The organism is Tolumonas auensis DSM 9187 (genome assembly GCF_000023065.1).
GTDB classification, from domain to species: Bacteria; Pseudomonadota; Gammaproteobacteria; order Enterobacterales; family Aeromonadaceae; genus Tolumonas; species Tolumonas auensis.
The window spans coordinates 1-25,000 of sequence record NC_012691.1 but is presented as its reverse complement, the minus strand read 5'-3'; the positions used below and the strand labels follow the sequence as shown (position 1 = coordinate 25,000).

Annotated in this window: 21 protein-coding genes (1 of these 21 cut by a window edge); 7 read left to right on the top strand and 14 right to left on the bottom strand. The window is 51.2% G+C overall.

The genetic code is table 11. The features are described from left to right. The 4 genes in view from TOLA_RS00105 to tusA are tightly spaced (at most 39 nt apart) and all read left to right on the top strand, a layout consistent with a single transcriptional unit that may run on beyond the window. Positions 1-511 carry the 3' portion of a response regulator gene (locus TOLA_RS00105; RefSeq protein WP_012728251.1) on the top strand. It extends 212 nt beyond the left edge of the window, so 511 of the gene's 723 nt are visible here — the last part of the coding sequence; the start codon falls outside the window, past its left edge; the stop codon is at positions 509-511. Next, positions 501-1,973: an ATP-binding protein gene (locus TOLA_RS00100; protein WP_041609429.1), complete on the top strand. Its 1,473-nt coding sequence runs from the start codon at positions 501-503 to the stop codon at positions 1,971-1,973. The genes TOLA_RS00105 and TOLA_RS00100 overlap by 11 nt, the downstream gene beginning before the upstream one ends. A 3-nt stretch (positions 1,974-1,976) precedes the next feature. Then, the gene (locus TOLA_RS00095) at positions 1,977-3,230 is read left to right on the top strand and encodes an ABC transporter substrate-binding protein (protein WP_012728249.1); all 1,254 of its coding nucleotides are present in this window, start codon (positions 1,977-1,979) and stop codon (positions 3,228-3,230) included. Positions 3,231-3,269: 39 nt separating this feature from the next. Further along, a complete protein-coding gene (tusA, locus tag TOLA_RS00090; protein WP_012728248.1) occupies positions 3,270-3,518 on the top strand; it encodes a sulfurtransferase TusA in 249 nt (82 codons plus the stop codon). A 40-nt stretch (positions 3,519-3,558) separates the two neighbouring features. On the opposite strand, the gene cbl is transcribed toward tusA, so the two are convergent. The 8 genes from cbl to TOLA_RS00050 form a co-directional block, all read right to left on the bottom strand. Then, complete coding sequence (gene cbl, locus TOLA_RS00085) at positions 3,559-4,515, bottom strand: HTH-type transcriptional regulator Cbl (protein WP_012728247.1); 957 nt, start codon at positions 4,513-4,515, stop codon at positions 3,559-3,561. Further along, entirely contained in the window at positions 4,512-5,597 is a 1,086-nt protein-coding gene (locus tag TOLA_RS00080) for a sulfate/molybdate ABC transporter ATP-binding protein (RefSeq protein WP_012728246.1), read from the bottom strand. Before TOLA_RS00080 ends, cbl begins: the two co-directional genes overlap by 4 nt. 17 nt (positions 5,598-5,614) lie before the next feature. Continuing rightward, positions 5,615-6,430: a sulfate ABC transporter permease subunit CysW gene (cysW, locus tag TOLA_RS00075; RefSeq protein WP_012728245.1), complete on the bottom strand. Its 816-nt coding sequence runs from the start codon at positions 6,428-6,430 to the stop codon at positions 5,615-5,617. Then, complete coding sequence (gene cysT / locus TOLA_RS00070) at positions 6,430-7,266, bottom strand: sulfate ABC transporter permease subunit CysT (protein ID WP_012728244.1); 837 nt, start codon at positions 7,264-7,266, stop codon at positions 6,430-6,432. The genes cysW and cysT overlap by 1 nt, the downstream gene beginning before the upstream one ends. A 238-nt stretch (positions 7,267-7,504) precedes the next feature. Then, positions 7,505-8,032 carry an RBBP9/YdeN family alpha/beta hydrolase gene (locus tag TOLA_RS00065; protein WP_012728243.1) on the bottom strand — a complete coding sequence of 176 codons (528 nt, stop codon included), beginning with the start codon at positions 8,030-8,032 and terminating at the stop codon, positions 7,505-7,507. Between the two features lie 62 nt (positions 8,033-8,094). Then, a complete protein-coding gene (locus TOLA_RS00060) occupies positions 8,095-9,096 on the bottom strand; it encodes a sulfate ABC transporter substrate-binding protein (protein WP_012728242.1) in 1,002 nt (333 codons plus the stop codon). A gap of 117 nt (positions 9,097-9,213) precedes the next feature. Further along, positions 9,214-10,230, bottom strand: a complete 1,017-nt coding sequence (gene zntB / locus TOLA_RS00055) for a zinc transporter ZntB (protein WP_012728241.1) — start codon at positions 10,228-10,230, stop codon at positions 9,214-9,216. A gap of 15 nt (positions 10,231-10,245) precedes the next feature. After that, positions 10,246-10,821, bottom strand: coding sequence for a DNA-3-methyladenine glycosylase I (locus TOLA_RS00050; RefSeq protein ID WP_012728240.1), 576 nt, complete (start codon positions 10,819-10,821; stop codon positions 10,246-10,248). Between the two features lie 105 nt (positions 10,822-10,926). On the opposite strand from TOLA_RS00050, the gene glyQ reads away from it, so the two are divergent. From glyQ to TOLA_RS00035, 3 genes are all read left to right on the top strand, one after another. Next, complete coding sequence (glyQ, locus tag TOLA_RS00045; protein WP_012728239.1) at positions 10,927-11,841, top strand: glycine--tRNA ligase subunit alpha; 915 nt, start codon at positions 10,927-10,929, stop codon at positions 11,839-11,841. Between the two features lie 13 nt (positions 11,842-11,854). After that, positions 11,855-13,927 (top strand): glycine--tRNA ligase subunit beta, encoded by a 2,073-nt coding sequence (gene glyS / locus TOLA_RS00040; protein ID WP_012728238.1) that lies wholly within the window; start codon positions 11,855-11,857, stop codon positions 13,925-13,927. 105 nt (positions 13,928-14,032) lie between these two features. Further along, positions 14,033-15,274, top strand: coding sequence for a valine--pyruvate transaminase (locus TOLA_RS00035; protein WP_012728237.1), 1,242 nt, complete (start codon positions 14,033-14,035; stop codon positions 15,272-15,274). A gap of 60 nt (positions 15,275-15,334) precedes the next feature. Here TOLA_RS00035 and TOLA_RS00030 read toward each other — a convergent pair whose 3' ends face one another. The 6 genes from TOLA_RS00030 to dnaA all read right to left on the bottom strand — a co-directional run bounded on the left by TOLA_RS00030 (position 15,335) and on the right by dnaA (position 24,989). After that, positions 15,335-17,761, bottom strand: coding sequence for a putative bifunctional diguanylate cyclase/phosphodiesterase (locus tag TOLA_RS00030; protein ID WP_012728236.1), 2,427 nt, complete (start codon positions 17,759-17,761; stop codon positions 15,335-15,337). Then, positions 17,758-18,771 carry a polyamine ABC transporter substrate-binding protein gene (locus TOLA_RS00025; protein ID WP_012728235.1) on the bottom strand — a complete coding sequence of 338 codons (1,014 nt, stop codon included), beginning with the start codon at positions 18,769-18,771 and terminating at the stop codon, positions 17,758-17,760. The genes TOLA_RS00030 and TOLA_RS00025 overlap by 4 nt, the downstream gene beginning before the upstream one ends. Before the next feature lie 193 nt (positions 18,772-18,964). Beyond that, positions 18,965-21,382, bottom strand: coding sequence for a DNA topoisomerase (ATP-hydrolyzing) subunit B (gene gyrB / locus TOLA_RS00020; protein WP_012728234.1), 2,418 nt, complete (start codon positions 21,380-21,382; stop codon positions 18,965-18,967). A gap of 20 nt (positions 21,383-21,402) precedes the next feature. Then, the gene (recF, locus tag TOLA_RS00015) at positions 21,403-22,476 is read right to left on the bottom strand and encodes a DNA replication/repair protein RecF (RefSeq protein WP_012728233.1); all 1,074 of its coding nucleotides are present in this window, start codon (positions 22,474-22,476) and stop codon (positions 21,403-21,405) included. Between the two features lie 5 nt (positions 22,477-22,481). After that, entirely contained in the window at positions 22,482-23,585 is a 1,104-nt protein-coding gene (gene dnaN / locus TOLA_RS00010; RefSeq protein WP_012728232.1) for a DNA polymerase III subunit beta, read from the bottom strand. Positions 23,586-23,603: 18 nt separating this feature from the next. After that, positions 23,604-24,989, bottom strand: a complete 1,386-nt coding sequence (gene dnaA / locus TOLA_RS00005) for a chromosomal replication initiator protein DnaA (RefSeq protein ID WP_012728231.1) — start codon at positions 24,987-24,989, stop codon at positions 23,604-23,606. Positions 24,990-25,000: the final 11 nt, after the last annotated feature.

Genomic DNA, 25,000 nt, shown 5'->3' with positions numbered 1-25,000 from the left:
TCGTAAATCACAGGTCCCTATTATTATGCTGACGGCGGCATCTGATGAGGCAGATCGCGTCATTGGTCTGGAACTGGGTGCAGATGACTATATCGCTAAGCCATTCAGTCCGCGGGAACTAATGGCCCGGATTAAAGCCCTGTTGCGCCGGGCTGAGTTCCGCCAACCGGAAAAAGAAGTTGTTTCTGGCCGTAAACTGAAATTTGCCGGCTGGACTCTGGACACCCGGACTCAGTTACTGACTCATGAGGATGGTTCCGGTATTGATCTGACGGGCAGTGATTTCATTTTATTGCATCTCTTCCTGCAGCATCCGGGGCAGGTTCTGGATCGTGACACTATCAGCGATGCCACCAGAGGGCGTGAATCTCTGCCTATGGAGCGTGGGATTGATGTACAGATCAGCCGTTTGCGTCAGAAATTAGGCGATAACGGTAAAGGCCCACGCATTATTAAAACCATCCGCGGCAGTGGCTATATGCTGATTGCTGAAGTTGAGCATGAGGACTAATCCCCTGCGCCGCTTCTTTTCCTTATTTTATCCGCGCTCATTATTGTCGCGGATGCTGCTGCTATTGTTGCTGGCTATCGTACTGGCTCAGAGTCTGATTTCCGGGATCTGGATGCAACAGCTGGAAAAACGGGAACTGGATGGCATGTTGGCTGCGACGCGGGATTTAGCTAATTCTGCCGCCGCTACCGTCAGTTTCTTCAAATCCTTACCTCTGCAGTATCGGCCTATTGCGCTGGATCAGTTGCGGAATATGGGTGGTAGCCGCTTCTTTGTTTCATTGAATAAGCAGGAAATAGTTCTGAACGGAATTCAGGACAGTCCGAAGAAGCAGTTGGTACTGAAGGAAGTTAACCAGACGCTGTTACATAAGCTGGGCCAGAGTATGCTGATTAAAGCGGATTTCTCTTATCCGGCTGACCTGCATGTCTTTAATAATGAAACCTTACTGTCAGACATCCCCCCTTCCTGGTCTCGTTACACGCTGCTGATGGAGCCGATCAATCCGCCCATACTGGTCACGCAGATAAAGCTGGATAATGGTGAGTGGCTGTATCTGGCGGCTTTACTGCCAGCCCCTTACATGAGTCTGGATGAGAACGTCGTTTCGCCGCATCAGTTCCGCTTTATTATTCTGCTGACGATTATTCTGTTTCCGTTTACCTTCGCGCTGGTGCGCTGGCAAACCCGTCCCTTACGCCATCTGGCAGCAGCAGCGGTCAGTCTGGGTAAAGATATCGATCAACCGCCCTTACCGGAAGCTGGCGCCAGTGAGATAGTCGCGGTAACGCGGGCCATCAATATTATGCAGCAGCGGATCCGGCGTTATATCGGCGATCGGGAAAAACTATTCAGTTCAATATCTCATGATCTGAAAACACCCATTACCCGGCTGCGGTTGCGGGTTGAGTTGCTGGATGATGATTCTCAGATTGCAAAATTCAGTAAGGATCTGGATGACCTGGAGATGATGGTCAAAGGGGCATTGCAGACAGTAAAAGATACCCATATTCACGAAAACATTGAGGCCATTGATATCAATGTGTTGCTGAATAGCATGGCTGAAGACTATAACCTGCTGGAACAACATCTGACCATCGAAGGCCATTGCAAACATTTGTATCGCGGAAAACCGCTGGCATTAAAACGCTGTATTGCCAATTTGATTGATAATGCAATTAAATATGGTGATCAGGCTCGCGTGATCGTGATGGATGATTTGGAAAAAAACAGCAATACCAACATGCTATACCTTTACGTCATCGATGAAGGTCCGGGGTTGCCTGAACATCAGCTGGAAAAGGTATTTGAACCTTATTACCGGCTGGCGCAGGATAGCAGCGGTAATGGCCTTGGACTTGGGATTGCACGCAGTATTGCCCGCGCTCATGGTGGCGACTTAGTGTTGGAAAACCGGCCTCACGGCGGTTTACAGGCTATTCTTTCCCTGCCAAGGAATTGATTAATGACCTTCCGTTCTTACCTTGTATCCAGTTTGATGCTGTCACTGGTTTCTGTCTCTGCTATGGCTTCGTCAGTAGAGGTACTGCACTGGTGGACTGCCGGTGGTGAGGCTCAGGCTGCCGGTGTATTACGTAGTTACTGGCAAGCATTGGGCAATGAGTGGCAGGATTCTGCTATTTCCGGTGGCGGCGGACAGTCCGCGATGACTGTACTGAAAAGCAGAGCGTTGTCCGGCACTCCACCGGAAGCGGCGCATCTGAAAGGCAGTGAGTTGCAGGAATGGGCTGCTTTAGGTTTTCTGCGTAATCTTGATAATGTAGCCAGACAAGGCGAATGGGAAAAAGTATTACCGGAATTTGTTCAGCATAGTGTGCAATCCAAAGGACATTATGTCGCTGTTCCGGTCGGTATCCATCGGGTCAACTGGCTATGGATCAATCCGAAAGTATTTGAACGCTATCAGCTCTCGCCTCCTGAAAACTGGTCTCAGTTATTAACTATTGCTAAAAAACTGAAACAGGCGGGTATCACACCTCTGGCGCTGGGTGATGACCAATGGCAGCTCAGTATTTTGTTCGAGGCAATTGTGCTCGGTGAAGGTGGCAGTGATTTTTATCGTCGTGCTTTTGTTCAGCTCGATCAGACTGCCCTGCAAAGTGACACCATGCAGCATTTACTGGAGCTGTTCCACCAGCTGCGGGATTACATTGCAGATGATTATGGTGGCACAAAATGGAATCAGGCAACTCACATGCTGGTCGAAGGTTCAGCGGCCATGCAGTTAATGGGCGATTGGGTTAAAGGTGAACTGACTGCGGCGAAAGTGGTACCGGGTAAAGATATTCTCTGTCTGCCTGCCCCCGGTACGGATGGTAAATTCAGCTATAACTTAGACTCGATAGCCATGTTTGATGTGCAGAGCCCGCAAAAACAACAAGCGCAGCTGCAACTGGTGAACATGATCATGACGTCTGATTTCCAGCATGCGTTTAATCGGGTCAAAGGATCCATCCCGGTATTAAATAACCAGACACTGACAGATTTTGACCAGTGTGCGCAACATTCTGCCCAGCAGTTACAACAAGCCATTCAACAGCAGGAACTGGTGCCGAGCATGGCAGAAGGCATGGCGAATTCCAGCTATGTACGACAGGCTATCGGCGATGTACTGGTCGGTTATTTCAACAATCCGGATGGTGATGCTGAACAAGCGGCCCGCCGGCTGGCGCGGGCGGTACTCTCCGCTCAGCGTTAATGATATGCTCTGCAGGGTTGTTGATTCAGAGGAGCAGACATGACTTTTTCGGCAGATGATATTAATCAGACACTGGATGCCAGCGGTTTGCGTTGTCCTGAACCGGTAATGATGGTACGTAAAACAGTACGCCTGATGCAGGAAGGTGAAACGTTGCTGGTGATTGCCGATGACCCGGCCACTGTGCGGGATATTCCGAGCTTCTGCCGTTTCATGGATCACACTCTGTTAGCCAGTGATACGGAACAACCTCCCTACCGTTACCTGATCCGCAAAGGGCTGAATTAACCTCAGCCCATCACTTCCGCCAGTTTCTGAGTCTCGTCTTTTAAATTTCGTAATGCAGCGGTGTCTGAAGTTCACCGGTGGCAAATACCTGCGCCTGAATGTCGCTGATGGCCAGTGATGGATTACAAATCTGCAGGAAATGCCAGGCAAAATTGGGCTGGAACTTTCCTTTTTTCATCCCGAACCAAGCCGTATTGGCCGGGAACAGATGTTCTGCATTCAGACGAACCAGATTACTGTCTTTCACAGCATCGATAGCCATATCCGCCAGAATACCAACGCCGAGACCCAGTTCAACATAGGTTTTGATGACATCGGAATCCTGCGCGCTTAAGACAATATCCGGCACAATACCGGCCATCGCAAACGCAGCATCAATCTTGGTGCGTCCGGTAAGCCCGGTCTGATAGGTGACCAGCGGCCAGGCACTTAAATCCTCCAGCGTCACCTCCGGCAACTCTGTCAGCGGATGGCCACGGGGAACCAGAATGGCATGGTGCCAGCTGTAATATGGAAATGCAGCGATTTCTTCATAGTCCGCCATCAGTTCGCTGGTGAGACCAATATCGGTTTCACCACTGAGCAGCATCGAAACGATCTCGCTCGGACTCCCCTGATGCAGCACTAACTGAACTTGCGGATATTGTGTACGAAACTCTTTGATGATACCTGGCAACGCGTAGCGCGCCTGGGTATGCGTGGTGGCCACATGCAGACGGCCCCGATCGCTATTCGCGAAGTTATCAGCCAGACGACGAATGTTGTTCGCCTCGGTCAGGATACGCTCTGCCATCGTCAACAAGGCTTTACCCGGCTCAGTCATACCCAGCAGACGCTTGCCCCGGCGGATAAAGAGCTCCACACCAAGTTCATCTTCCAGCTCTTTGATATGCCGGCTGACGCCGGACTGCGAGGTATACAGGGTATTGGCCACTTCCGTCAGATTGAAGTGGCAGCGGGCTGCTTCACGAATAATCTTGAGCTGTTGAAAATTCAAGCCACGTTATCCTTAGTTTCCGGCTGATACAGCTGTGCCTGACGAGCCACCAGCCTGACTGATTTACCTGGCAATAACTCTAGCATAATTACCCGCTCACGCGGCACATCGACTTCAATTAAGGTGCGCGCCACGCCATTATTGGCTGTGACTTCAACACGATATGCGGCACCAAACGGCAGAATACGTACAACCGTGGCCGGAATACCCTGTGCTGCCGCTGCCGGTAACAGATCCAGTTCATGCGGACGAACATATGCGATCGAATTAACATCGGCCGCGGTCTGTCCGGAAACATTATTGGTTAATGTCGAGCCGGAAATATCCAGTTGACCACTGTGCAGCTGGCCGTGGAACAAGTTAACCGTCCCCAGGAAACGATGCACAAATTCGGTAGCCGGTTTTTCATATACTTCCTGCGGTGTTGCGAACTGTTCGATACGGCCGGCATTCATCAGCACCACCCGATCCGCCACTTCCAGCGCTTCTTCCTGATCGTGCGTCACAAACAGACTGGTAACATGCAGTTCATCGTGCAGCCGGCGTAACCAGCGGCGGAGCTCTTTACGCACCTGGGCATCCAGCGCCCCGAAAGGCTCATCCAGCAACAGCACCTGCGGTTCAACCGCCAGTGCACGCGCCAGAGCGACACGCTGACGCTGACCACCGGACAACTGAGTTGGGTAACGATCGGCGACATGTCCCAGCTGGATCAGATCCAGCAAGCTTTTTACTTTTTTCTGGATTTCATTTTCGTTTGGCCGTGTTTTTCGTGGTTTTACCCGTAAACCGAAAGCCACATTCTCAAATACTGTCATATGACGGAACAACGCATAATGCTGGAACACGAAGCCGACATTACGTTCGCGCACATGCATTTCTGATGCATCTGTACCATTCAACAGGATACGACCACTATCCGCCTGTTCCAGGCCGGCAATAATACGCAGTAAGGTTGTTTTACCACATCCGGACGGACCTAACAGCGCCACCAGTTCCCCGGTCGGGAAAGTGATGTTGATGTCATGCAGTGCGGCAAACTGGTTGAAGCGCTTCTCAATGTGCTCTACCTGAATACTCATGACTTACATCTCCTTAATTAACGATGGCGCAGGCGGTTTAATACAGTTTCCGCCAGCAGGGTAAACAAACCGAACAGGGCCAGCAGCGATGCCACAGCAAAGGCAGCATTGGTCTGGTATTCGTTATATAAAATTTCGATATGCAGCGGCAGCGTATTGGTCTGACCCCGGATATGACCGGAAACCACAGATACCGCACCGAACTCACCTACCGCACGCGCCGTACACAGGATCACGCCGTACAGCAAACTCCAGCGGATACCCGGTAATGTGACTCGCCAGAAAGTCTGCCAGCCATTGGCACCCAGCACCTGCGCCGCTTCTTCTTCTTCCGAGCCGCGAGCTTCCATCTGTGGCAACAATTCACGTACCACAAACGGGACGGTAATAAACATGGTGGCCAGAATGATGCCCGGGGTATTAAAAATGATGCTGATATCATGCGCCTGCAGCCATTCGCCCAACCAGCCGCGGTTGCCGAACAGCAGCACAAACATCAGACCCGCAATGACCGGTGACACCGAAAATGGCAGGTCAATCAGTGTGATAAGTGCCTGACGGCCACGGAAACGGAAGCGGCCAATCGCCCAGGCCGCTGTCAATCCAAAGAGGATATTCATGGGTACAGAGCAAATTACCGTAAACAGCGTCAGCCGCAGTGCCGCCAATGCATCCGTATCAATCAGACTCTGCCAGAAAAAACTCAGGCCTTTTGCTAACGCCTGCGTAAACACAATTGCCAGAGGCAGAAGCAGCAGTGCGGCAAACCAGCCGACACCGACTAATATCAAGATATAGCGAACCCAGCGGGATTCAGTGGTAATACTGTTCATTAACGGACTCCTCCCAGACGCTGCCAGCTCCAGGCTTGCAACTGATTAATCAGTAATAGCAGTACAAAAGAGACACCCAGCATCACAGAAGCAATCGCCGCAGCGCCTGCATAGTCATACTCCTCCAGATGGCTCATGATCATCAGCGGTGCAATTTCAGAGACCATCGGCAGATTACCGGCGATAAAAATAACCGAACCGTACTCACCGACCGCGCGGGCAAATGCCAGTGCGAATCCGGTTAATGCGGCTGGCACCATGGCCGGGAAGATGATTTTACGAAAGGTGATCCAGCGGCTGGCACCTAAACAGGCTGCGGCCTCTTCCAGTTCACGTTCATGTTCTTTCAGGACCGGCTGCATGGTCCGGACGACAAAAGGCAAACCAATAAAGGTCAGCGCAATAACAATACCGGCCGGATTAAACGCTAGTTTGATGCCATACGGTGCGAAGAACTGGCCGATCCAGCCATTGCCGGCATAGATAGCGGACAAGGCAATACCGGACACGGCGGTTGGCATGGCAAACGGCAGATCGATCAGCGCATCCATAATCCGTTTCCCGAAAAACTGATAACGCACCAGGATCCACGCGATAATGGAGCCAAAAAAGGTGTTCAGTAATGCCGCAACGGCAGAAGCACCAAAACTCAGTTTGTAAGAGGCAACTACGCGGGGACTGCTGACTACCTGCCAGAATTGGCCCATGTCTTGTTTGGTGACGCTGTAAAGTACCAGCGCGGACAGTGGCAGCAGCACCATCAGGCTCAGATATAACAGACTGAAACCTAAGGTTGGGGCAAAGCCCGGCAACACAGAATGAGATCGAAAACGCATGAATAAGTTCCTCACTATACGGCGCATTTCACGTCGCTTTATGCGTATTCTTCAGGCTGTTGTGCAGTAAAACAAATAAGAAAAAAAGCAATCTATATGTGTTTTTTGGATATAGACAACTAATTGAAAAATAAGAGTTAAAAATAAGCCAGCCTGATAGTGGTTAGCTAAATCACAGTAATTACTGATATTTAATCATTGTCAGTCAAAAACCATAATCCTGCTCTGTATCCGGAAATCAGGCCTCTTTAGATAATTGTTGGCAATGCCAGTGCAGCAATTCCAGCCCTTCCGGCCATGTTCCATGCCCGGATTCTGCATTGATATGACGCAACGGTCCCAGCAGGCTGAGCGGCAGTCGCCAGCGCTGGCTCCAGAAACAGACCCGGTCCAGCGGCATCCAGGGATCATTGCTGCTTGCGATGATGCGTCCCGCTACAGGTGCCGGATGATTAATCAGCGCTTCCTGCACCCCCAGTAAATCCGGATCCGCCGGCGCGACCAGAAACAATGAGCTTACTTTTTCCGGTAACTGACGCGCTGCATACAGGCTCGCAAGACAACCGAAGGAGTGCGCGACCAGCGTCAGGGGTTCCTGGCTGTTTTCCAGCAGACGGATCACGGGCGCAGCCCAGCGCAGTAAATCCGGCGTGGTCCAGTCTGATTGCTCGACACGCAACCAGTGCGGATTTTGCTGATGCCACAGCGTTTGCCAGTGTTGCGGGCCGGAATCATATAAACCGGGAACGAGCAGAATATTGTTCATAGCAGATACTCTTATACCAACATACACCCCCGCCTAGGTGAGGCTGTATCTTCACCGAAAAATTATTGTCCTGGCTGATACACCTGATCAAAGGTGCCACCGCTGGCGAAATGTTTCTGCTGCGCCTTAGCCCAGTCACCTTCCAGCTCTCGAATAGTAAACAGCTTTACCGGTGCAAATTTTTTCGCAAACTCTTTGGCGATCACCGGATTGCTCGGGCGATAGTAATGCTTACCCGCTATCCGTTGTGCTTCATCGGAATAGAGGTGTTCCACATATGCCTTCGCGACAGCTTCCGTACCGTGTTTTTTCGCCACTTTATCCACGACCGCAACCGGCGGCTCAGCCAGAATCGACTCCGATGGTGTGACCAGCTCAAATTTATCTTTACCCAGCTCATTCAGTACCAGATACGCTTCATTTTCCCAGGCAATCAGCACATCACCCAGATCGCGCTCGACAAAACTGGTGGTCGCAGCCCGTGCACCGGAATCCAGCACTTTAACATTACGGTATAACTTGCTGACGAAATCCCGGGCACCTTGCTCATTACCGGTTTTATGCAAGGCATAACCCCAGGCGGCCAGATAGTTCCAGCGGGCACCGCCGGAGGTTTTCGGATTCGGCGTCACCACTTCGATGTCCGGGCGAATTAGATCATCCCAGTCTTTGATCTGTTTCGGGTTATCTTTGCGGACTAAAAATACGATGGTGGAAGTAAATGGTGCTGCGTGATTCGGCAGTTTGCTTTCCCAGTCTGCCGCCACTAAACCCTGCTGCGCAACTTTATTAATATCCTGAGCCAGCGCCAACGTGATCACATCAGCACTAAGCCCCTCAATCACCGCACGGGCCTGTTTGCCGGATCCACCATGAGATTGATTCACATCAACGGTATCGCCATGTTGCTGTTGCCAGTATTGTGAAAAAATCCGGTTGTAATCCTGATACAGCTCACGGGTTGGATCGTAAGACACGTTCAGTAAAGTCACTTCGGCGGCGAATACAGATTGCGAGGTTAATGCAGCCAGTAATCCCAATGCTGACAAGACTGATTTTTTCATGGCGGACTCCTTCACTTACGCATGCTGCTAAAGTGCCGGAAGAACGCCCTGAACAGAACTAAATAGATTCGCTTTAATTATCCAAAAAAAGCATAAAGAAATTGATTTTCTGAGTAATTACACCCATTTTCGCAATTTAAGCCAGGTTAATATGCTACTGGCAAATATAAGCAATAACAGACAAAAACCCACAAATCCCCATGGCGAATCATTTCCCGGAATACCGCCAAGGTTGACACCCAGTAATCCGGTACAGAACGACAGTGGCAAAAACACCATGGCAAACAGTGACATAATATAGGTACGCCGGTTCATCGCTTCTGTCATTAAGGCATTAATTTCATCGGCTAACAGTGACGTCCGCGCGATGCTGGCATCCAGATCTTCCAGCCAGCGCCCCATACGATCGGCGATATCCTGTAAATGCCGCAGATCATCCTTTTCCAGCCAGTTAATTTTTTCATTTGCCAGACGACTAAACACATCACGCTGCGGCGCCAGATAACGGCGCAACACTATCAGCTGGCGGCGGATCTCCACCAGCTCACGCCGCGATGGCATCCGGTGCCCCAGGATTTCATCTTCCAGCCGGACAATCTTGTCCATGAGCTCATCAATAAAATCCCCGGCCTGTTCCGCCAGATTTTCACAGACATCGACCAGCCAGTCGGCGGTGGACTTAGGGCCCAGCCCCTGACGTAAATTACGGACGATCTGTTCCACGGCATAGACCCGCCGGTGACGGGTGGAAACAATCAGTTTTTCAGTAATATAAAAACGGATGGCGACCATATGATCCGGCCGCTGCCCCTCGTTATGATTGATGCCTCGCAAGGTCAGTAACAAGCCACCGTTCACTTTGACCAGTTTAGGCCGGTTACTTTCCCCGAGCAGAGAATGCCGGATCACATCCGGTAATAACGGGGAATGATTTAACCACTCTTTCGCGCTTTCGGCGGAGTAATCCAGATGCAGCCAGCAACGTTCCACCGGCACCGTACCACCGGCGGACAGTTTATGATAACGACCATTACCATCCAGCTGCATGGCCAGCACCGGTTCCAGTGGCACCAGTGCCTTAGGTGGATGAAGCGGTGATTTTGGATGAGAGTGGAACGGTAAATTCTCCGACATATTCAGCCTTTACAGTCAGGAAAGCGGATTGTTACAAAGAGGGTGCCATGGACAATCGATCAGATGATCGTTCACCATCCCCACCGCCTGCATATAAGCATAACAGATGGTGGGACCAACAAATTTAAAGCCAGCTTTTTTCAGTGCCTTAGACATGGCTTCTGCCTGTGGTGTGGAAACCGGGACTTCCGAACTGTGTTGCCAGTGATTAATCATGGGGTTACCGCCGACAAACTGCCAGATCCAGGCAGAAAACTGAATGCCTTGCTGCTGCAGAGCCAGATAGGCCCGCGCATTCTGAATGATGGCCTGAATCTTTAACCGGTTACGGATAATTCTTTGATCGGACATCAGTTCATTCACCTGCTGCTCATCAAACGCCGCCAACACTAACGGATCAAAATCGGCAAACAATGCATGATAATCAGGGATGCGTTTCAGTATCGTCAGCCACGATAAACCGGCCTGCTGCCCTTCCAGACACAGCATGGCAAACAGCTTCCGATCATCATATTCCGGACGGCCCCATTGCTGGTCGTGATAATCAATATAGTCAGGATCACGCATGATCCAGGCACAATGTCGTTCCATACGCACTCCCCGGTACAATTTGCCTATATTCCCGCCGTTTACGGGGTTATACTTCTTCAGTTTATCCGCGCAGTATTCACTGACTAATCAAGCGTATTATCTATCATGCAGAAATTTGATATCAAAACATTTCAGGGACTCATTTTATCCCTGCAAGATTACTGGGCCCGCCAGGGTTGTGTTATTTCACAACCGCTCGATATGGAAGTGGGTGCTGGTACTTCACATCCAATGACTTTCTTACGCTCCATTGGTCCGGAACCGATGAACTGTGCTTACGTGCAGCCATCCCGTCGTCCGACCGATGGTCGCTACGGTGAAAACCCTAACCGTTTGCAACACTACTATCAGTTTCAGGTCATTCTGAAGCCGTCCCCGGATAACATCCAGGAATTGTATCTCGGTTCACTGCGTGAACTGGGTTTTGACCCGCTGGTCCATGATATCCGTTTTGTTGAGGATAACTGGGAAAACCCAACACTGGGCGCCTGGGGCTTAGGCTGGGAAGTCTGGCTGAACGGTATGGAAGTGACGCAGTTTACTTACTTCCAGCAAGTTGGTGGCTTAGAGTGCTTCCCGGTGACCGGTGAAATCACTTACGGTCTGGAACGTCTGGCGATGTATATCCAGGGCGTGGACAGTCTGTATGATCTGGTCTGGGCTGACGGTCCGCTGGGTAAAGTAACCTACCGTGACGTGTTCCATCAGAATGAAGTAGAACAGTCTACTTACAACTTCGAACATGCCGATGTACCGTTCCTGTTCCAGTTGTTCGATCAGTGTGAAAAAGAGTGTCAGCATCTGCTGAACCTGGAGCTTCCACTGCCATTGCCAGCTTATGAACGTATTCTGAAAGCGGCTCATGCCTTTAACCTGCTGGATGCCCGTCATGCGATTTCTGTGACTGAGCGTCAGCGCTACATCCTGCGTATCCGTACGTTATCCAAAGCGGTGGCTGAAGCCTATTACGCCGCCCGCGAACGTCTCGGTTTCCCGATGTGCAAAGCAACTCAAGCGTAAAGGTATTTAGCAAATGGCGACTGAAAATTTTTTAATTGAACTCGGCACTGAAGAGCTGCCACCAAAAGCGTTGCGTAAACTCGCGCAGGCCTTTGCTGATAACTTTACTGCCGAGCTGGATAAAGCTGGTCTGGCACATCAGGGCGTACAGTGGTTTGCAGCCCCTCGCCGTCTGGCGCTGAAAGTAGCTGCGCTGGCTGACAAACAGGCTGACAAACAGGTCGAAAAACGCGGCCCTGCGGTTTCTGCTGCGTTTGATGCGGCAGGTAACCCGACGCCGGCCGCCGCTGGCTGGGCAAAATCTAACGGTATTGAGGTTGCTCAGGCTGACCGTCTGGCTACCGACAAAGGTGAATGGCTGGTCTATCGCGCTAACGTTGCCGGCCAGCCAACTACCGGACTGCTGCCAGCGATGGCTGCAACCGCGCTGGCAGGTCTGCCAATTCCGAAACCAATGCGCTGGGGTGCAAAACGCACCCAGTTTATCCGTCCGGTGCATACCCTGTGTATGCTGTTCGGCGCTGAACTGGTTGATGGTGAAATCCTGGGTCTGCGCTCAGCCCGCATTATCCGTGGTCACCGTTTCATGGGTGAAGCGCAGTTTGAAATCAGCCATGCTGACCAGTATCCGGCCCTGTTGCTGGAAAAAGGTAAAGTGCAGGCAGATTACGAAACGCGTAAAGCCTTCATTAAGGCCGGTGCCGAAGCAGCTGCGCAACAGCTGGGCGGTATTGCTGATATTGAAGAATCTTTGCTGGAAGAAGTCACCTCGCTGGTTGAATGGCCGGTGATCCTGACTGCTACCTTCGAAGAAAAATTCCTGGCAGTACCAGCAGAAGCATTGGTGCACACCATGAAAGGTGACCAGAAATACTTCCCGGTGTATGACAACAACGGTAAGTTGCTGCCGAACTTCATTTTCGTCAGCAACATCGAATCGAAAGACCCGGCGCAGATTATTCAGGGTAACGAACGTGTGGTACGCCCTCGTCTGTCGGATGCGGAGTTCTTCTTCAACACCGATAAAAAACACTCGCTGGCTTCCCGTCTGGAAAGTCTGGATACCGTGTTGTTCCAGCAACAGCTGGGCACACTGAAAGACAAGTCTGTGCGTATTGCTGAAATGTCGGCGTTCATCGCTGCACAAATCGGCGCGGATGTAGAGCATGCGACCCGTGCCGGTCTGCTGTCCAAATGTGATCTGATGACCAACATGGTGATGGAGTTTACCGACACGCAAGGCGTGATGGGTATGCACTATGCGCGTCACGATCATGAAGCAGAAGATGTGGCCGTGGCACTGAACGAACAGTACATGCCGCGTTTTGCCGGTGATAACCTGCCAAATGGTCTGGTGGCCTGTGCCGTAGCCATCGCTGACAAGCTGGATACCCTCGCCGGTATCTTCGGTATTGGCCAGGCGCCGAAAGGCGATAAAGATCCGTTTGCGCTGCGTCGTGCTGCGATTGGTACCCTGCGTATCATCGTAGAAAAACAGCTGGATCTGGATCTGGTCGATGTAGTCAGCAAAGCTGCTGAACTGTACGATGGCAAAATCAGCAACAAGTCTGTGGTAGATGAAGTTGTCGATTTCATGCTGGGCCGCTTCCGCGCTTCTTACCAGGAAGCCGGCATTGCGGTTGACGTTATTCAGGCCGTGCTGGCGCGTCGTCCGACTCGTCCTGCCGACTTTGATGCGCGTGTAAAAGCCGTGAGCCACTTCCGTACTCTGGATGCAGCCGAAGCGCTGGCCGCTGCGAACAAACGTGTCAGCAATATTCTGGCTAAGTTTGATGGCAAGCTGAAAGACAGCGTGGATGCTGCCCTGCTGCAGGATCCGGCAGAACAGGTTCTGGCCCAGCAGGTTGCTGCGATGGAAACCAAACTGGCGCCACTGTTTGCTAATGGCGAATATCAGCTGGCGCTGACCGAGCTGGCCGCGTTGCGTGAAGCAGTTGATACCTTCTTTGATAAAGTGATGGTAATGGCCGATGATGAAGCCCTGAAGCTGAATCGTCTGACTCTGCTGGCGCGTCTGCAAGCCCTGTTCCTGCAGGCGGCGGATATTTCGTTACTGCAGCAATAACCGGCAGCTGCACAAGACCCAAGGCCCGGTATTCCGGGCCTTGTTTTTTCTATCGATCCATATTGTTTCACGTGAAACAAAAGATTCAGCGTTGAGAATACCAATATGCAATTTTCACAATTCGGCGAAAAATTTACCCGGCTGGCGGGTATCAGTCAGTTAATGGACGACCTGAACCAGGGCCTGAAAAACCCGGATGCTATCATGCTGGGTGGCGGCAATCCGGCGGCAATTCCGGAAATGGTGGAACTCTTCCGTCAGGAAACCGCGCTGCAGCTGGAAAATGGTGCCTTGTTAAAAGCCATGCTGAATTACGATGGCCCGCAGGGTCATGATGGTTTTCGTCAGGCCTTGGCTGAATTGTTTCGTAAAGAGTATGGCTGGGATATCAGCGCCGACAATATTGCCTTAACCAACGGCAGCCAGAGTGCGTTCTTCAATCTGTTCAACCTGCTGGCCGGTGATTATGCCGATGGCAAAAAGAAAAAAGTGCTGTTTCCGCTGGCACCGGAATATATCGGTTATGCCGATGGCGGACTGGCCGAAGATCAGTTTGTGGCCTGCAAACCACATATCGATTTTCTGGAAAATGGTCTGTTCAAATACCAGGTCGATTTTGATGCCCTGGAGGTCGGTGATGACATCGGCATGATCTGCGTCTCCCGCCCGACCAACCCGACCGGAAATGTGCTGACCGATGAAGAGATCATCAAGCTGGATGAAATTGCTCAGGCGAAGAACATTCCGCTGATCATCGATAATGCCTATGGCACGCCGTTCCCGCATATCATCTTCAGTGAGGTCACACCGTTCTGGAATCAGAACACCATCCTGTGTATGAGTTTGTCCAAACTGGGCTTACCCGGTCTGCGCTGCGGTATTGTGATCGCCAACACCGCTATCATTAATGCACTGAGTAACATCTCCGGCATCATCAACCTGGCACCGAGTGGTATCGGCCCGGCCCTGATGCAGCGCTGGGTCGAGTCCGGCGATATTCTGCGCCATAGTGCTGATATCATCGCGCCGTTCTATCAGCAAAAAGCGCAACAAGCCGTAGCATGGTTACAGGAAGCTATTCCTGCTCCCAAACTGCGCATTCATAAACCGGAAGGCGCACTGTTTTTGTGGCTGTGGTTTGAGGGACTGCCCGTCTCCTGCCAGGAACTTTATGAAAAACTGAAGCAACACGGTTTGATCATTGTGCCGGGACATTACTTCTTCCCCGGCTTGCCGGACAAAAACTGGCGTCACCAGTATGAGTGTATTCGTCTCAATTACGCCCAGCCGGAAGAAAAAGTGAAACAAGGCATCGCGATATTGCAGCAGGTTATCAACGAACTGTAACGTTCGCACGGATGCCGCTACCCGTAAGATAGCGGCATCTGCATCAGAAACTTATTAAGTCTAATCCGCGAGGCTGTCGTCAAACAGCAAGGCGATCAGCTCTTCCTCGGTGATAGGTTTTGACAACAGAAATCCCTGCGCCATATGACATCTTTTCTGCTGCAACAATTTCAGCTGCTCTATCGTTTCAACCCCTTCTGCGATGACCCGCAATGAAAAGGCATCAGCTAACTGCAGAATGGAGTCGACCAGTTTTGGATTGCTCTCCAGTTGCATAATGTAAGACCGATCGATTTTTAACACATCCAGCTGCAGATTGGTCAGGTGACTGAGCGAGGTATAGCCAGTACCGAAATCATCCAGTTCAATCTCAACCCCAATCTCTTTCAGCGCCCGGACTGTCATTTGCGCAACTTCATCCAGCTCAACAATCGCCGTTTCCGTTATCTCAATCCCGAAGCGATGCGGCGGAATATCATAGCGGAGCAGCGTGCTGCGAACCGCATCGGGATAAGCCGGGTTAGAGAGCTCAGTACCAGAGGCGTTGACCGCCAGACGAAAATCGGTGATGCCTTTCGCTGTCAGTTTTCCCAGACACTGGCAGGCCTGATCCAGTACCCAGAGATCAATATCCATGATCTGACCAGAGACTTCGGCGATCGGAATAAAGCGATCCGGCGGCACCATACCATACGAAGGATGACGCCAGCGGAGTAACGCCTCGGCGCCGACAATATGTCCGCTATGAATATCATACTGTGGCTGGTAGACGACAAAACACTGCTGTCCGACGATTGCCTGGCGCAGCTCTGACTCCAGCCATCTGTCTTCACGAATGTGCTGTACCATTTCGTTGTCTAACTGCAGCCAGTGATTCCCCTGATAACGCGATGCCAGCCGTCTGGCTTTACTGACCCCTTCCATCAGCTCTTCAACGCCATTGGCAATATCCGGAAAACGTACGATACCGGCGCTGAAGCGTAGTTTAATCGAATAACTTCCCAGCATGACCGGCTGACCAAACCGAGCGGCAAGCAGCTCACAGATAGCATTCGCATCCGGTAACGCAGCGGTATCCTGCCCGTTTCCGTCCACAGGATAATAGCTGGGAACCGAAAAGATGAACTCATCCGATCCGGAGCGGGCCAGACAAACACATTTGGCATTCGCCAGGATATGTTCATGCAACAATTGCTGCAGGAGACGGCTGATTAACTGTAAGGCCCGATCACCGGTTTTGGCACCGAAGGTATTATTGATCCAGGTAAGGTTATGCAGTTTTAATTGCACCAGATAAAAATGGAATGGTTGCTCGTTATGCCGCTCAACCATATTTTGTAAACACCGGATAAAGGCAGACCGGTTACCAATTCCCGTCAGTGGATCAATAAATGCAGCCCGTTCCAGTTCACGCTTGGATACTTCCAGCTGACTCAGCATTCCGGAAAAATGGTTATGCAATTCCGCCATTTCATCTTCAGCTAAAACCAGACTGATTTCGCTGATTTCATGTGTTGCCACCTGCTTCATCAGATTCCGCAGATCGCTGACCGGATTCAGAATCAGACGCTTCAGCACCACATGCAGTAACGCCAGCAAAATCAGACTGCTGATAATCAGCCAGATAGCGGTTGTAATGCGCAGTTCGGTGGCTTCAGCGGTCATTAGTTTTTGCGGAATTAGCGCCTGCAAAATCAGGCCATCGGCTAAGGGTAAACGACGGACAAGGTAATCTCCGCCAGGCAGGGATATCTCATCGGTTTCCGGCCCGCCGCTGCGCCAGCCAAGCGGTGCCTCACCGGCAATAAAGGTATTCGATTTATCCAGCAGCAGTAAATAGATGCCCTGCTGTACCTGTTGCTTTAAAAACATCTCGCCAAACTTACGCAGCGAATAAGTCAGGATCAGGCTATAACGCTGCACCGGTTCGCCATCGCGGGATATCTCAGGTCCGGAACGAATGAAGCGCAGCCCTTGCTTATACACATACTCATCCATCTCCGGCGAATACATCAGAGAATTAAACTGATCGCTGGCGGCCGCCTGCGCTGCCCAATATTGCATGAATATCAGATTACTCGGTGCAATATCATGGAAAGGATTAATCCCCTCACCAACCCGCAATAACTCCTTGTTATCTGAGTTGAGCAGCGACAGTTGCAGAAAGCCTTTATTACCAACCAGCAGCTGATGAAACATCCGCTGTACCCGGGTTCCCATATACACTTTCTGTGTACCGGTCACTTTGGTTGCCAGATAAGAGATCAGTGCTTCCGCATTCGGTAACTGAGCCAGCTCAACCGTATTGCGCCGCAATTCACCGTTCAGGTGTTCGTTGATAGTGGTAGCCAGGCTTGTTAACCGCAGTTCCATATTACGGTTCGCCATGTCCCCCAGTTTCATCATGCTCTGTAACCCCAGCGCCAGTAGCGGCAAGATCACGACCGGTAACAGCGTCAGCAGTAATTTCCGGTGCAGCCCTTTCATTTCAGCACCGAAAAATAGATGGCACTGCGCAATTCATTTTTGCTCACATCTGCATTATAAAATTCCGAGCGCTGTAGCTGTTTTACCGGTGGGTAGATAATGGCGTTGTTCTGCATTGATGCTGGCAGATAACTTTTTTTCAGTGCGGGGGTAAACCCCATGGTCTGCCCATTCAGCAGTGCAATATCCGGCCGGGTCAGAAACGTCAGAAAACGCTGAGCTTCAGCCTTATGCTGACTGGTTTTCAGGATAGACATGCAATCCAGCCACAGTGGCGAACCCTCCTCCGGCACCACATACGTCCAGTCTTTATATTCTGAATTCTGCTGAAGGGCATAAAAATCGCCGCTGTAAACCATCGCCGCAGCAATCCGTTTACCGAATTGCTGATCACTCACCGCCGCGAAGGAGAGCTGATAAGTGGCCACTGAAGGACGCTGCTTTTGCAGTAAATGGTAAGCCGCCTGTAATTCTGATTTATTGTGCGTATTGATAGAAAAACCGGCCGCTTTTAAGGCGACGGAAACCAGGTCAAAGGTATCATCGACCATCACAATACGACCGGACAACGTGGGTTCAGGCGTGAATAATTGCTGCCAGCGGGTAATGGGTTCTGACACCTGGCTACGACGATAAGCGATACCGACAGAACCCCACATATAAGGTACAGACAAGTCACCGCAGCGGGCCGTAAATACAGGGTCAATAGCCGTATTCTGTTTACGGATTGATGCTGGCATGACAGTAAACAGAGCCCGCCAGACCGGATCATTCAGGGATAAACTATCAATGGAAACAATATCAAACTCCGGCGGATAGCCCCCCGATAACAGACGATTGCGGGCCTCATCGCTGTTGTAGTTCACTTCTGCGATATGAATGCCAGTCTCCTGCTCAAAACGGGATTTCACCTCCGGAGCAAGATAGTACTCCCAGGTATAAACCACCAGTTCTGAAGCCGGACAATATCCCGCCAATGATAGCAACAACATACTGAGCCAATAACGCATCCAGTCTGTCCCTCTTCATACTTACTCACATGCATGGATCCCCATGATGATTGGTGCCAATAGAGGCACCTTTTTAACTATAGACTATTCATTTGTAGTGCTGGTTTTCTCTTTCATATCGGCATAAAAAAACCCCGGACAGGTGACTGCCCGGGGTCTGTTCGCTTTCAACGAATGACGTATAAACTATGACCTAGATGTCGAGATTCGCGACTTTCAATGCATTACTCTCGATGAATGCACGGCGTGGCTCAACATTATCACCCATCAGGGTAGCAAACAGCTGATCGGCTGCCATGCCATCTTCAATGGTGACCTGCAGCATACGACGGGTCATTGGGTCCATGGTGGTTTCCCACAACTGTTCCGGATTCATCTCACCCAGCCCTTTATAGCGCTGGATATACAGACCGCGTTTACCTTCATCCAGTAAGATCTGCAGCGCTTCTTCAAAGCTGGTTACCGGACGGACTTTCTCACCACGCTTCAGGAAACCTGTCGGTTCTATCAGGTTAGTGATCTGCTGACCGATGTTAACAATCTGCTGATATTCCGGTGAGTTCAGGAACTCAAAACCCAGCTGATAGTGTTTTTCGACACCATGCTGACGCAGCAGAATTTGCGGCAGATAAACACCATGCTCTGCGTGACGGTGTACTGACAAGGTATATTGCGAGCCATTGTTACCGTGCTCATCCAGGTTGTGTTGCAACTGCGCAACCCATGCCTTGGCCTGGGCTTCATCTTTCAGTGCCTCTGTGGTCAGCACAGGCAGAATCAGTAACTGTTGCAGCACTGCTTCCGGCAGACGACGCGCCAGACGGGTAATCAGATGCTGCGCCGTACGGTATTCCAGTACCATTTTTTCCAGCTGGGCACCGGAAATAGCCGGTGCAGAATCGTTCACATACAATTCCGCACCATCCAGTGCCAGTGTGGTCTGGTATTCCAGCAACGACTCTTCATCTTTGATGTACTGTTCCTGTTTACCTTTTTTCACTTTATACAACGGTGGCTGCGCAATATAGACATAACCACGCTCAATGATTTCCGGCATCTGACGATAGAAGAAGGTCAACAGCAGCGTACGGATATGCGCACCGTCGACGTCCGCATCGGTCATGATGATGACGTTGTGATAACGCATTTTGTCCGGATTGTATTCATCGCGGCCAATACCACAGCCCAGCGCGGTGATCAGCGTGCCGACTTCCTGTGAGGAAATCATCTTGTCGAAACGGGCTTTTTCCACGTTCAGGATCTTACCTTTCAGTGGCAGAATCGCCTGATACTTGCGGTTACGTCCCTGCTTGGCAGAGCCGCCCGCGGAGTCACCTTCCACGAGGTACAGTTCAGAGAGTGCCGGGTCACGTTCCTGACAATCCGCCAGTTTGCCTGGCAGACCCGCGATATCCAGCGCACCCTTACGACGAGTCATCTCACGTGCTTTACGCGCGGCTTCACGCGCACGCGCGGCATCGATGATCTTGCCGACAATGATCTTGGCTTCACCCGGATTTTCCAGCAGGTATTCGTCCAGCTTCTCACCCATCGCCTGTTCAACCGCCGTCTTCACTTCGGAAGAAACCAGCTTGTCTTTGGTCTGGGAAGAGAATTTAGGATCCGGTACTTTGACAGAAATAACTGCCGTCAGACCTTCCCGCGCATCATCACCGGAGGCAGAGGTTTTGGCTTTTTTGCTGTAACCCTCTTTATCCATGTACGTGTTCAGCGTACGGGTCAGCGCAGAACGGAAGCCCGCCAGGTGAGTACCACCATCACGCTGAGGGATGTTGTTGGTAAAGCAGTAAACGTTCTCCTGATAGGCATCGTTCCACTGCATCGCCACTTCCACAGAAATACCGTCTTCACGCGCCAGATCAAAATAAAATGCTTTCTGATGGATTGGCGTTTTGTTCTGATTCAGATATTCCACGAATGCGCGGATACCACCTTCATAATGGAAGTGATCTTCACGGCCATCACGCTCATCAATCAGACGGATAGAAACGCCGGAGTTCAGGAATGAGAGTTCACGGAAACGACGCGCCAGAATTTCATAACGGAACGTCACGTCAGAGAAAATAGACAGACTTGGCCAGAAACGGATTTCTGTTCCCGTGCCTTCACACGTGCCAATGATCGCCAGCGGGGCATCAGGCTCACCCAGGAAATAGGTCTGCTGATAAATGTTACCGTTACGCTGAATGGTCAGCAGCAGTTTGTCTGACAGCGCGTTAACGACCGAAACACCCACACCGTGCAGACCGCCGGATACTTTGTAGGAGTTATCATCGAATTTACCACCCGCATGCAGGATGGTCATGATGACTTCAGCCGCAGAGCGGCCTTCTTCTTTATGCATGTCGACCGGAATACCACGACCATTGTCGCGCACCGATACCGATCCATCTTCATGAATACGGGCAACGATATCCGTGCAGTGACCTGCCAGTGTTTCGTCGATGGAGTTATCCATCACTTCGAATACCATGTGATGCAGACCTGATCCGTCATCGGTATCCCCGATATACATACCCGGACGTTTACGTACCGCATCCAGCCCTTTCAGTACCTTAATACTCGAGGAGTCGTAAGTATTCTCGCTCATGTTTATTCCCACTGTGTCGACTATTCGGTTATGTTGCCCTGTTTCACGTGAAACAAACGGCAATCAAATTCTTGCATCATTTCCTGTAACGGTTGCTGGTCAATCGCGGTGATAAACACCTGTGACTCACATTGCTGTAACCGTTTGGCCAGGACGTAGCGTTTCTCCGCATCCAGCTCTGAAGCAAAATCATCAATCAGAAACAGGCAAGTCTTCTCGCTGTTCTGCCGCAGATACAATCCCTGCGCCAGACGCAATGCACAAACCAGTAACTTGAGCTGACCACGGGACAGTAAATCCTGCACCGGAACGCCTTCAGCCCGTAGCCGCAAATCAGCACGATGCGGGCCAATGGCCGTGTGACCTAACTGCCGGTCACGTTCAAACCCTTCCTGCAGTAACAGGTGCAATCCCTGTTCCTGCTGCCAGCCAGCATAAAAAGTGGCCTGGAAAGTATATTCGGGCAACAACTCCTGACAGATCTGCTGTACCAGCGGCAGCAAGGCCTGACAATATTGTTGCCGGAAAACACTCAATGCCTCACTGAATTCAGCCAGCTGCTGATCCCAGTAAGCCAGTGGCGCATAGTGGCTGGATTGTCGTAATAAGGCATTACGCTGTTTCAGTAGACGGCGCACCTTGCCCCATAACGGGAAAAATGCCTGTTCCACGTGAAACACACCCCAGTCAATAAATGCCCGTCGTTGCTGTGGCCCACCGGTCAGCAGGTTGTAACCTTCCGGGTGAATCAACTGCAACGGTAACAGACTGGCAAGTTGTGCTAATTTATCTGCACTCTTGCCACCAATTTTAAGCTGCGTATCGCCTTGCCGGTCTTTTTGCAAACCGATGCTGATGCTTTGTTCATCCAGCTCCAGTTGGGCAAACAGCGTAAACGCCTTCTCCCCCTGCATGATCACACGGTTGGTGAGATGAGTTCGGAAAGAACGCCCCAGACTGAGGTAATGGATAGCTTCCAGCACACTGGATTTGCCACTGCCATTCAGTCCTAACAGCAAATTCATCCCGCCAGACGGATATATTTCCGTCTGGCCGAGATTACGAAAATGTTGGATCTGCAGCTTGTGCAGCATGTAGCCTACAGACGCATTGGCATGACGACATACTGCGCGTCGTCATTGCTGGCATCTTCGACCAAGGCGCTGCTGTTTGCGTCCGTCAGGTACCACTTCACCTGCTCACATTTTAACGCATTCAGCACGTCGAGCACATAGGAGACGTTAAATCCGACTTCCAGTTCAGGGCCGTCATACTGCACATCGATCAGTTCTTCAGCTTCTTCCTGTTCCGGATTGTTGGCAGTGATATGCAACAGATTGGTAGTCAGATGTAAACGCACGCCACGGAATTTTTCATTGGAAAGGATTGCCGCCCGTGAGAACGCCTGTTTCAGCAGTTCACGCTCAGCAATAAGAATTTTGTCGCTCTGACGCGGGAACACCCGGCGATAATCCGGGAAACGGCCATCCACCAGTTTTGAAGTAAAAATGAACCCTTCCGCTTCAGCGCGCAGATTATTCAGGCCGATTTGCAGACGAATGGTGCGATCATCGTTTTCCAGCAGACGCGCCAGTTCCAGCACCCCTTTGCGTGGCAGGATCACCTGATGGTCAGATTGCGGCTCATTCAACACTTCACGGCGACAGGTCGCCAGACGGTGACCATCGGTACCCACGGTGCGCAGACCCTGCCCGCTGGTTTCAAACAACATGCCGTTCAGATAGAAACGCACATCCTGGCTCGCCATGGAGAACTGCGTTGCTTCCATCAGACGTTTCAGTTCCTGCTGGCTGATATCAAATTCCAGAACCGAGTTCCACTCTTCGATATTCGGATAATCCGCTGCCGGTAACGTAGACAGCGAATAACGGCTGCGACCGGAACGCAGAATCAGACGCTCACCTTCCAGCACAAAGTCCAGTTGTGCACCATCCGGCAATCCACGACAGATATCCAGCAACTTGCGCGCTGGCGTGGTAATACTGCCAACCGCCACGGCGCCCGCTAATGGCACCAGACCGATCATTTCCACTTCGAGATCCGTTCCGGTCAGTGACAAACGCTGTTCGGTTACATTTAACAGCACGTTGCTTAAAATAGGTAATGTCGGACGACCACCGATAGAACCGGATACCAATTGCAATGGCCGCAGCAGACTGTCGCGGCTAATGGAAAATTGCATGGACTGTTTCTCCCGCGTTTAAGAGGAAAGGGTTCGGATCAGATTCGAGTAATCTTCTTTGATATCGTTACTCTCTTCGCGCAGCTCGGCAATTTTACGGCAGGCATGCAGTACGGTGGTATGGTCACGGCCACCAAATGCATCGCCGATTTCCGGCAAGCTGTGGTTGGTCAGCTCTTTGGCCAGCGCCATCGCCAGCTGCCGTGGACGCGCCACAGAGCGGGAACGCCGCTTGGAGAGCAGATCCGCCACTTTGATTTTGTAATACTCGGCCACCGTTTTCTGGATATTTTCGATGGTGACCAGTTTTTCCTGCAGCGCCAGCATGTCGCGCAGCGCTTCACGCACAAAGTCGATATTGATTGGCTTACCGGTAAACCGCGCATTGGCGATCACACGGTTCAGCGCCCCTTCCAGCTCACGGACGTTGGAACGCAGACGCTTGGCAATGAAAAACGCGACTTCATGCGGCAGATGAATTTTGTTCTCTTCTGCCTTACGCATCAGGATCGCCACCCGTGTTTCCAGCTCCGGTGGTTCAATCGCAATGGTTAAGCCCCAGCCAAAGCGTGATTTCAGGCGGTCTTCCACGCCGTCGATCTCTTTCGGATAACGATCAGAAGTCAGAATGATTTGCTGGTTGCCTTCCAGTAACGCATTGAAAGTATGGAAAAACTCTTCCTGCGAACGCTCTTTCTTGGCAAAGAATTGAATATCATCGATCAGCAGCGCATCCACGCTACGGTAATAGCGCTGAAACTCCTGAATCGCGTTGTTCTGCAGTGCTTTCACCATATCCTGCACGAAACGCTCAGACTGCATATAGATCACCTTGGCATTCGGCTTGCGAGCCCGGATACCATTGCCAACTGCATGCAACAAGTGGGTTTTACCTAAACCGGTACCACCATACAGGAACAGCGGGTTATAAGCACCACCGGGATTTTCGGCGACCTGATGGGCCGCTGCCAGTGCCAGCTGGTTTGATTTACCTTCAACGAAATTTTCAAAGGTATAGGTTTCGTTGATATTGCTCTTGTGGTTAATCTCCGGCATCGCATCCTGTTTGCTGGTCCAGGATGGCACCGTGATCGCAGGTCCGATGCGCACATCCGCGACCGGAGCGGCCGCAGTATTCATCTGTACTGTGGCAGCGGTCGGACGACGACCAACGGCAAAATGCAGCGTCGGAGCATCCGCGCCACAGATTTCAGTAAACAGGCTATTGATTCGTAACAGATACTTGTCGCGCACCCAGTCGAGAATAAACCGGTTAGCGGCATACAGGGTCAGCGAGCGATCACCGAACTCTGCCTGAAGCGGCCGGATCCACAAGCCGAACTCACCGGATGGTAATTCTTCCTGCAGCCGAGTCAGGCATTGCTGCCATAGCGAAGCGGTCACTTTTCACCCCT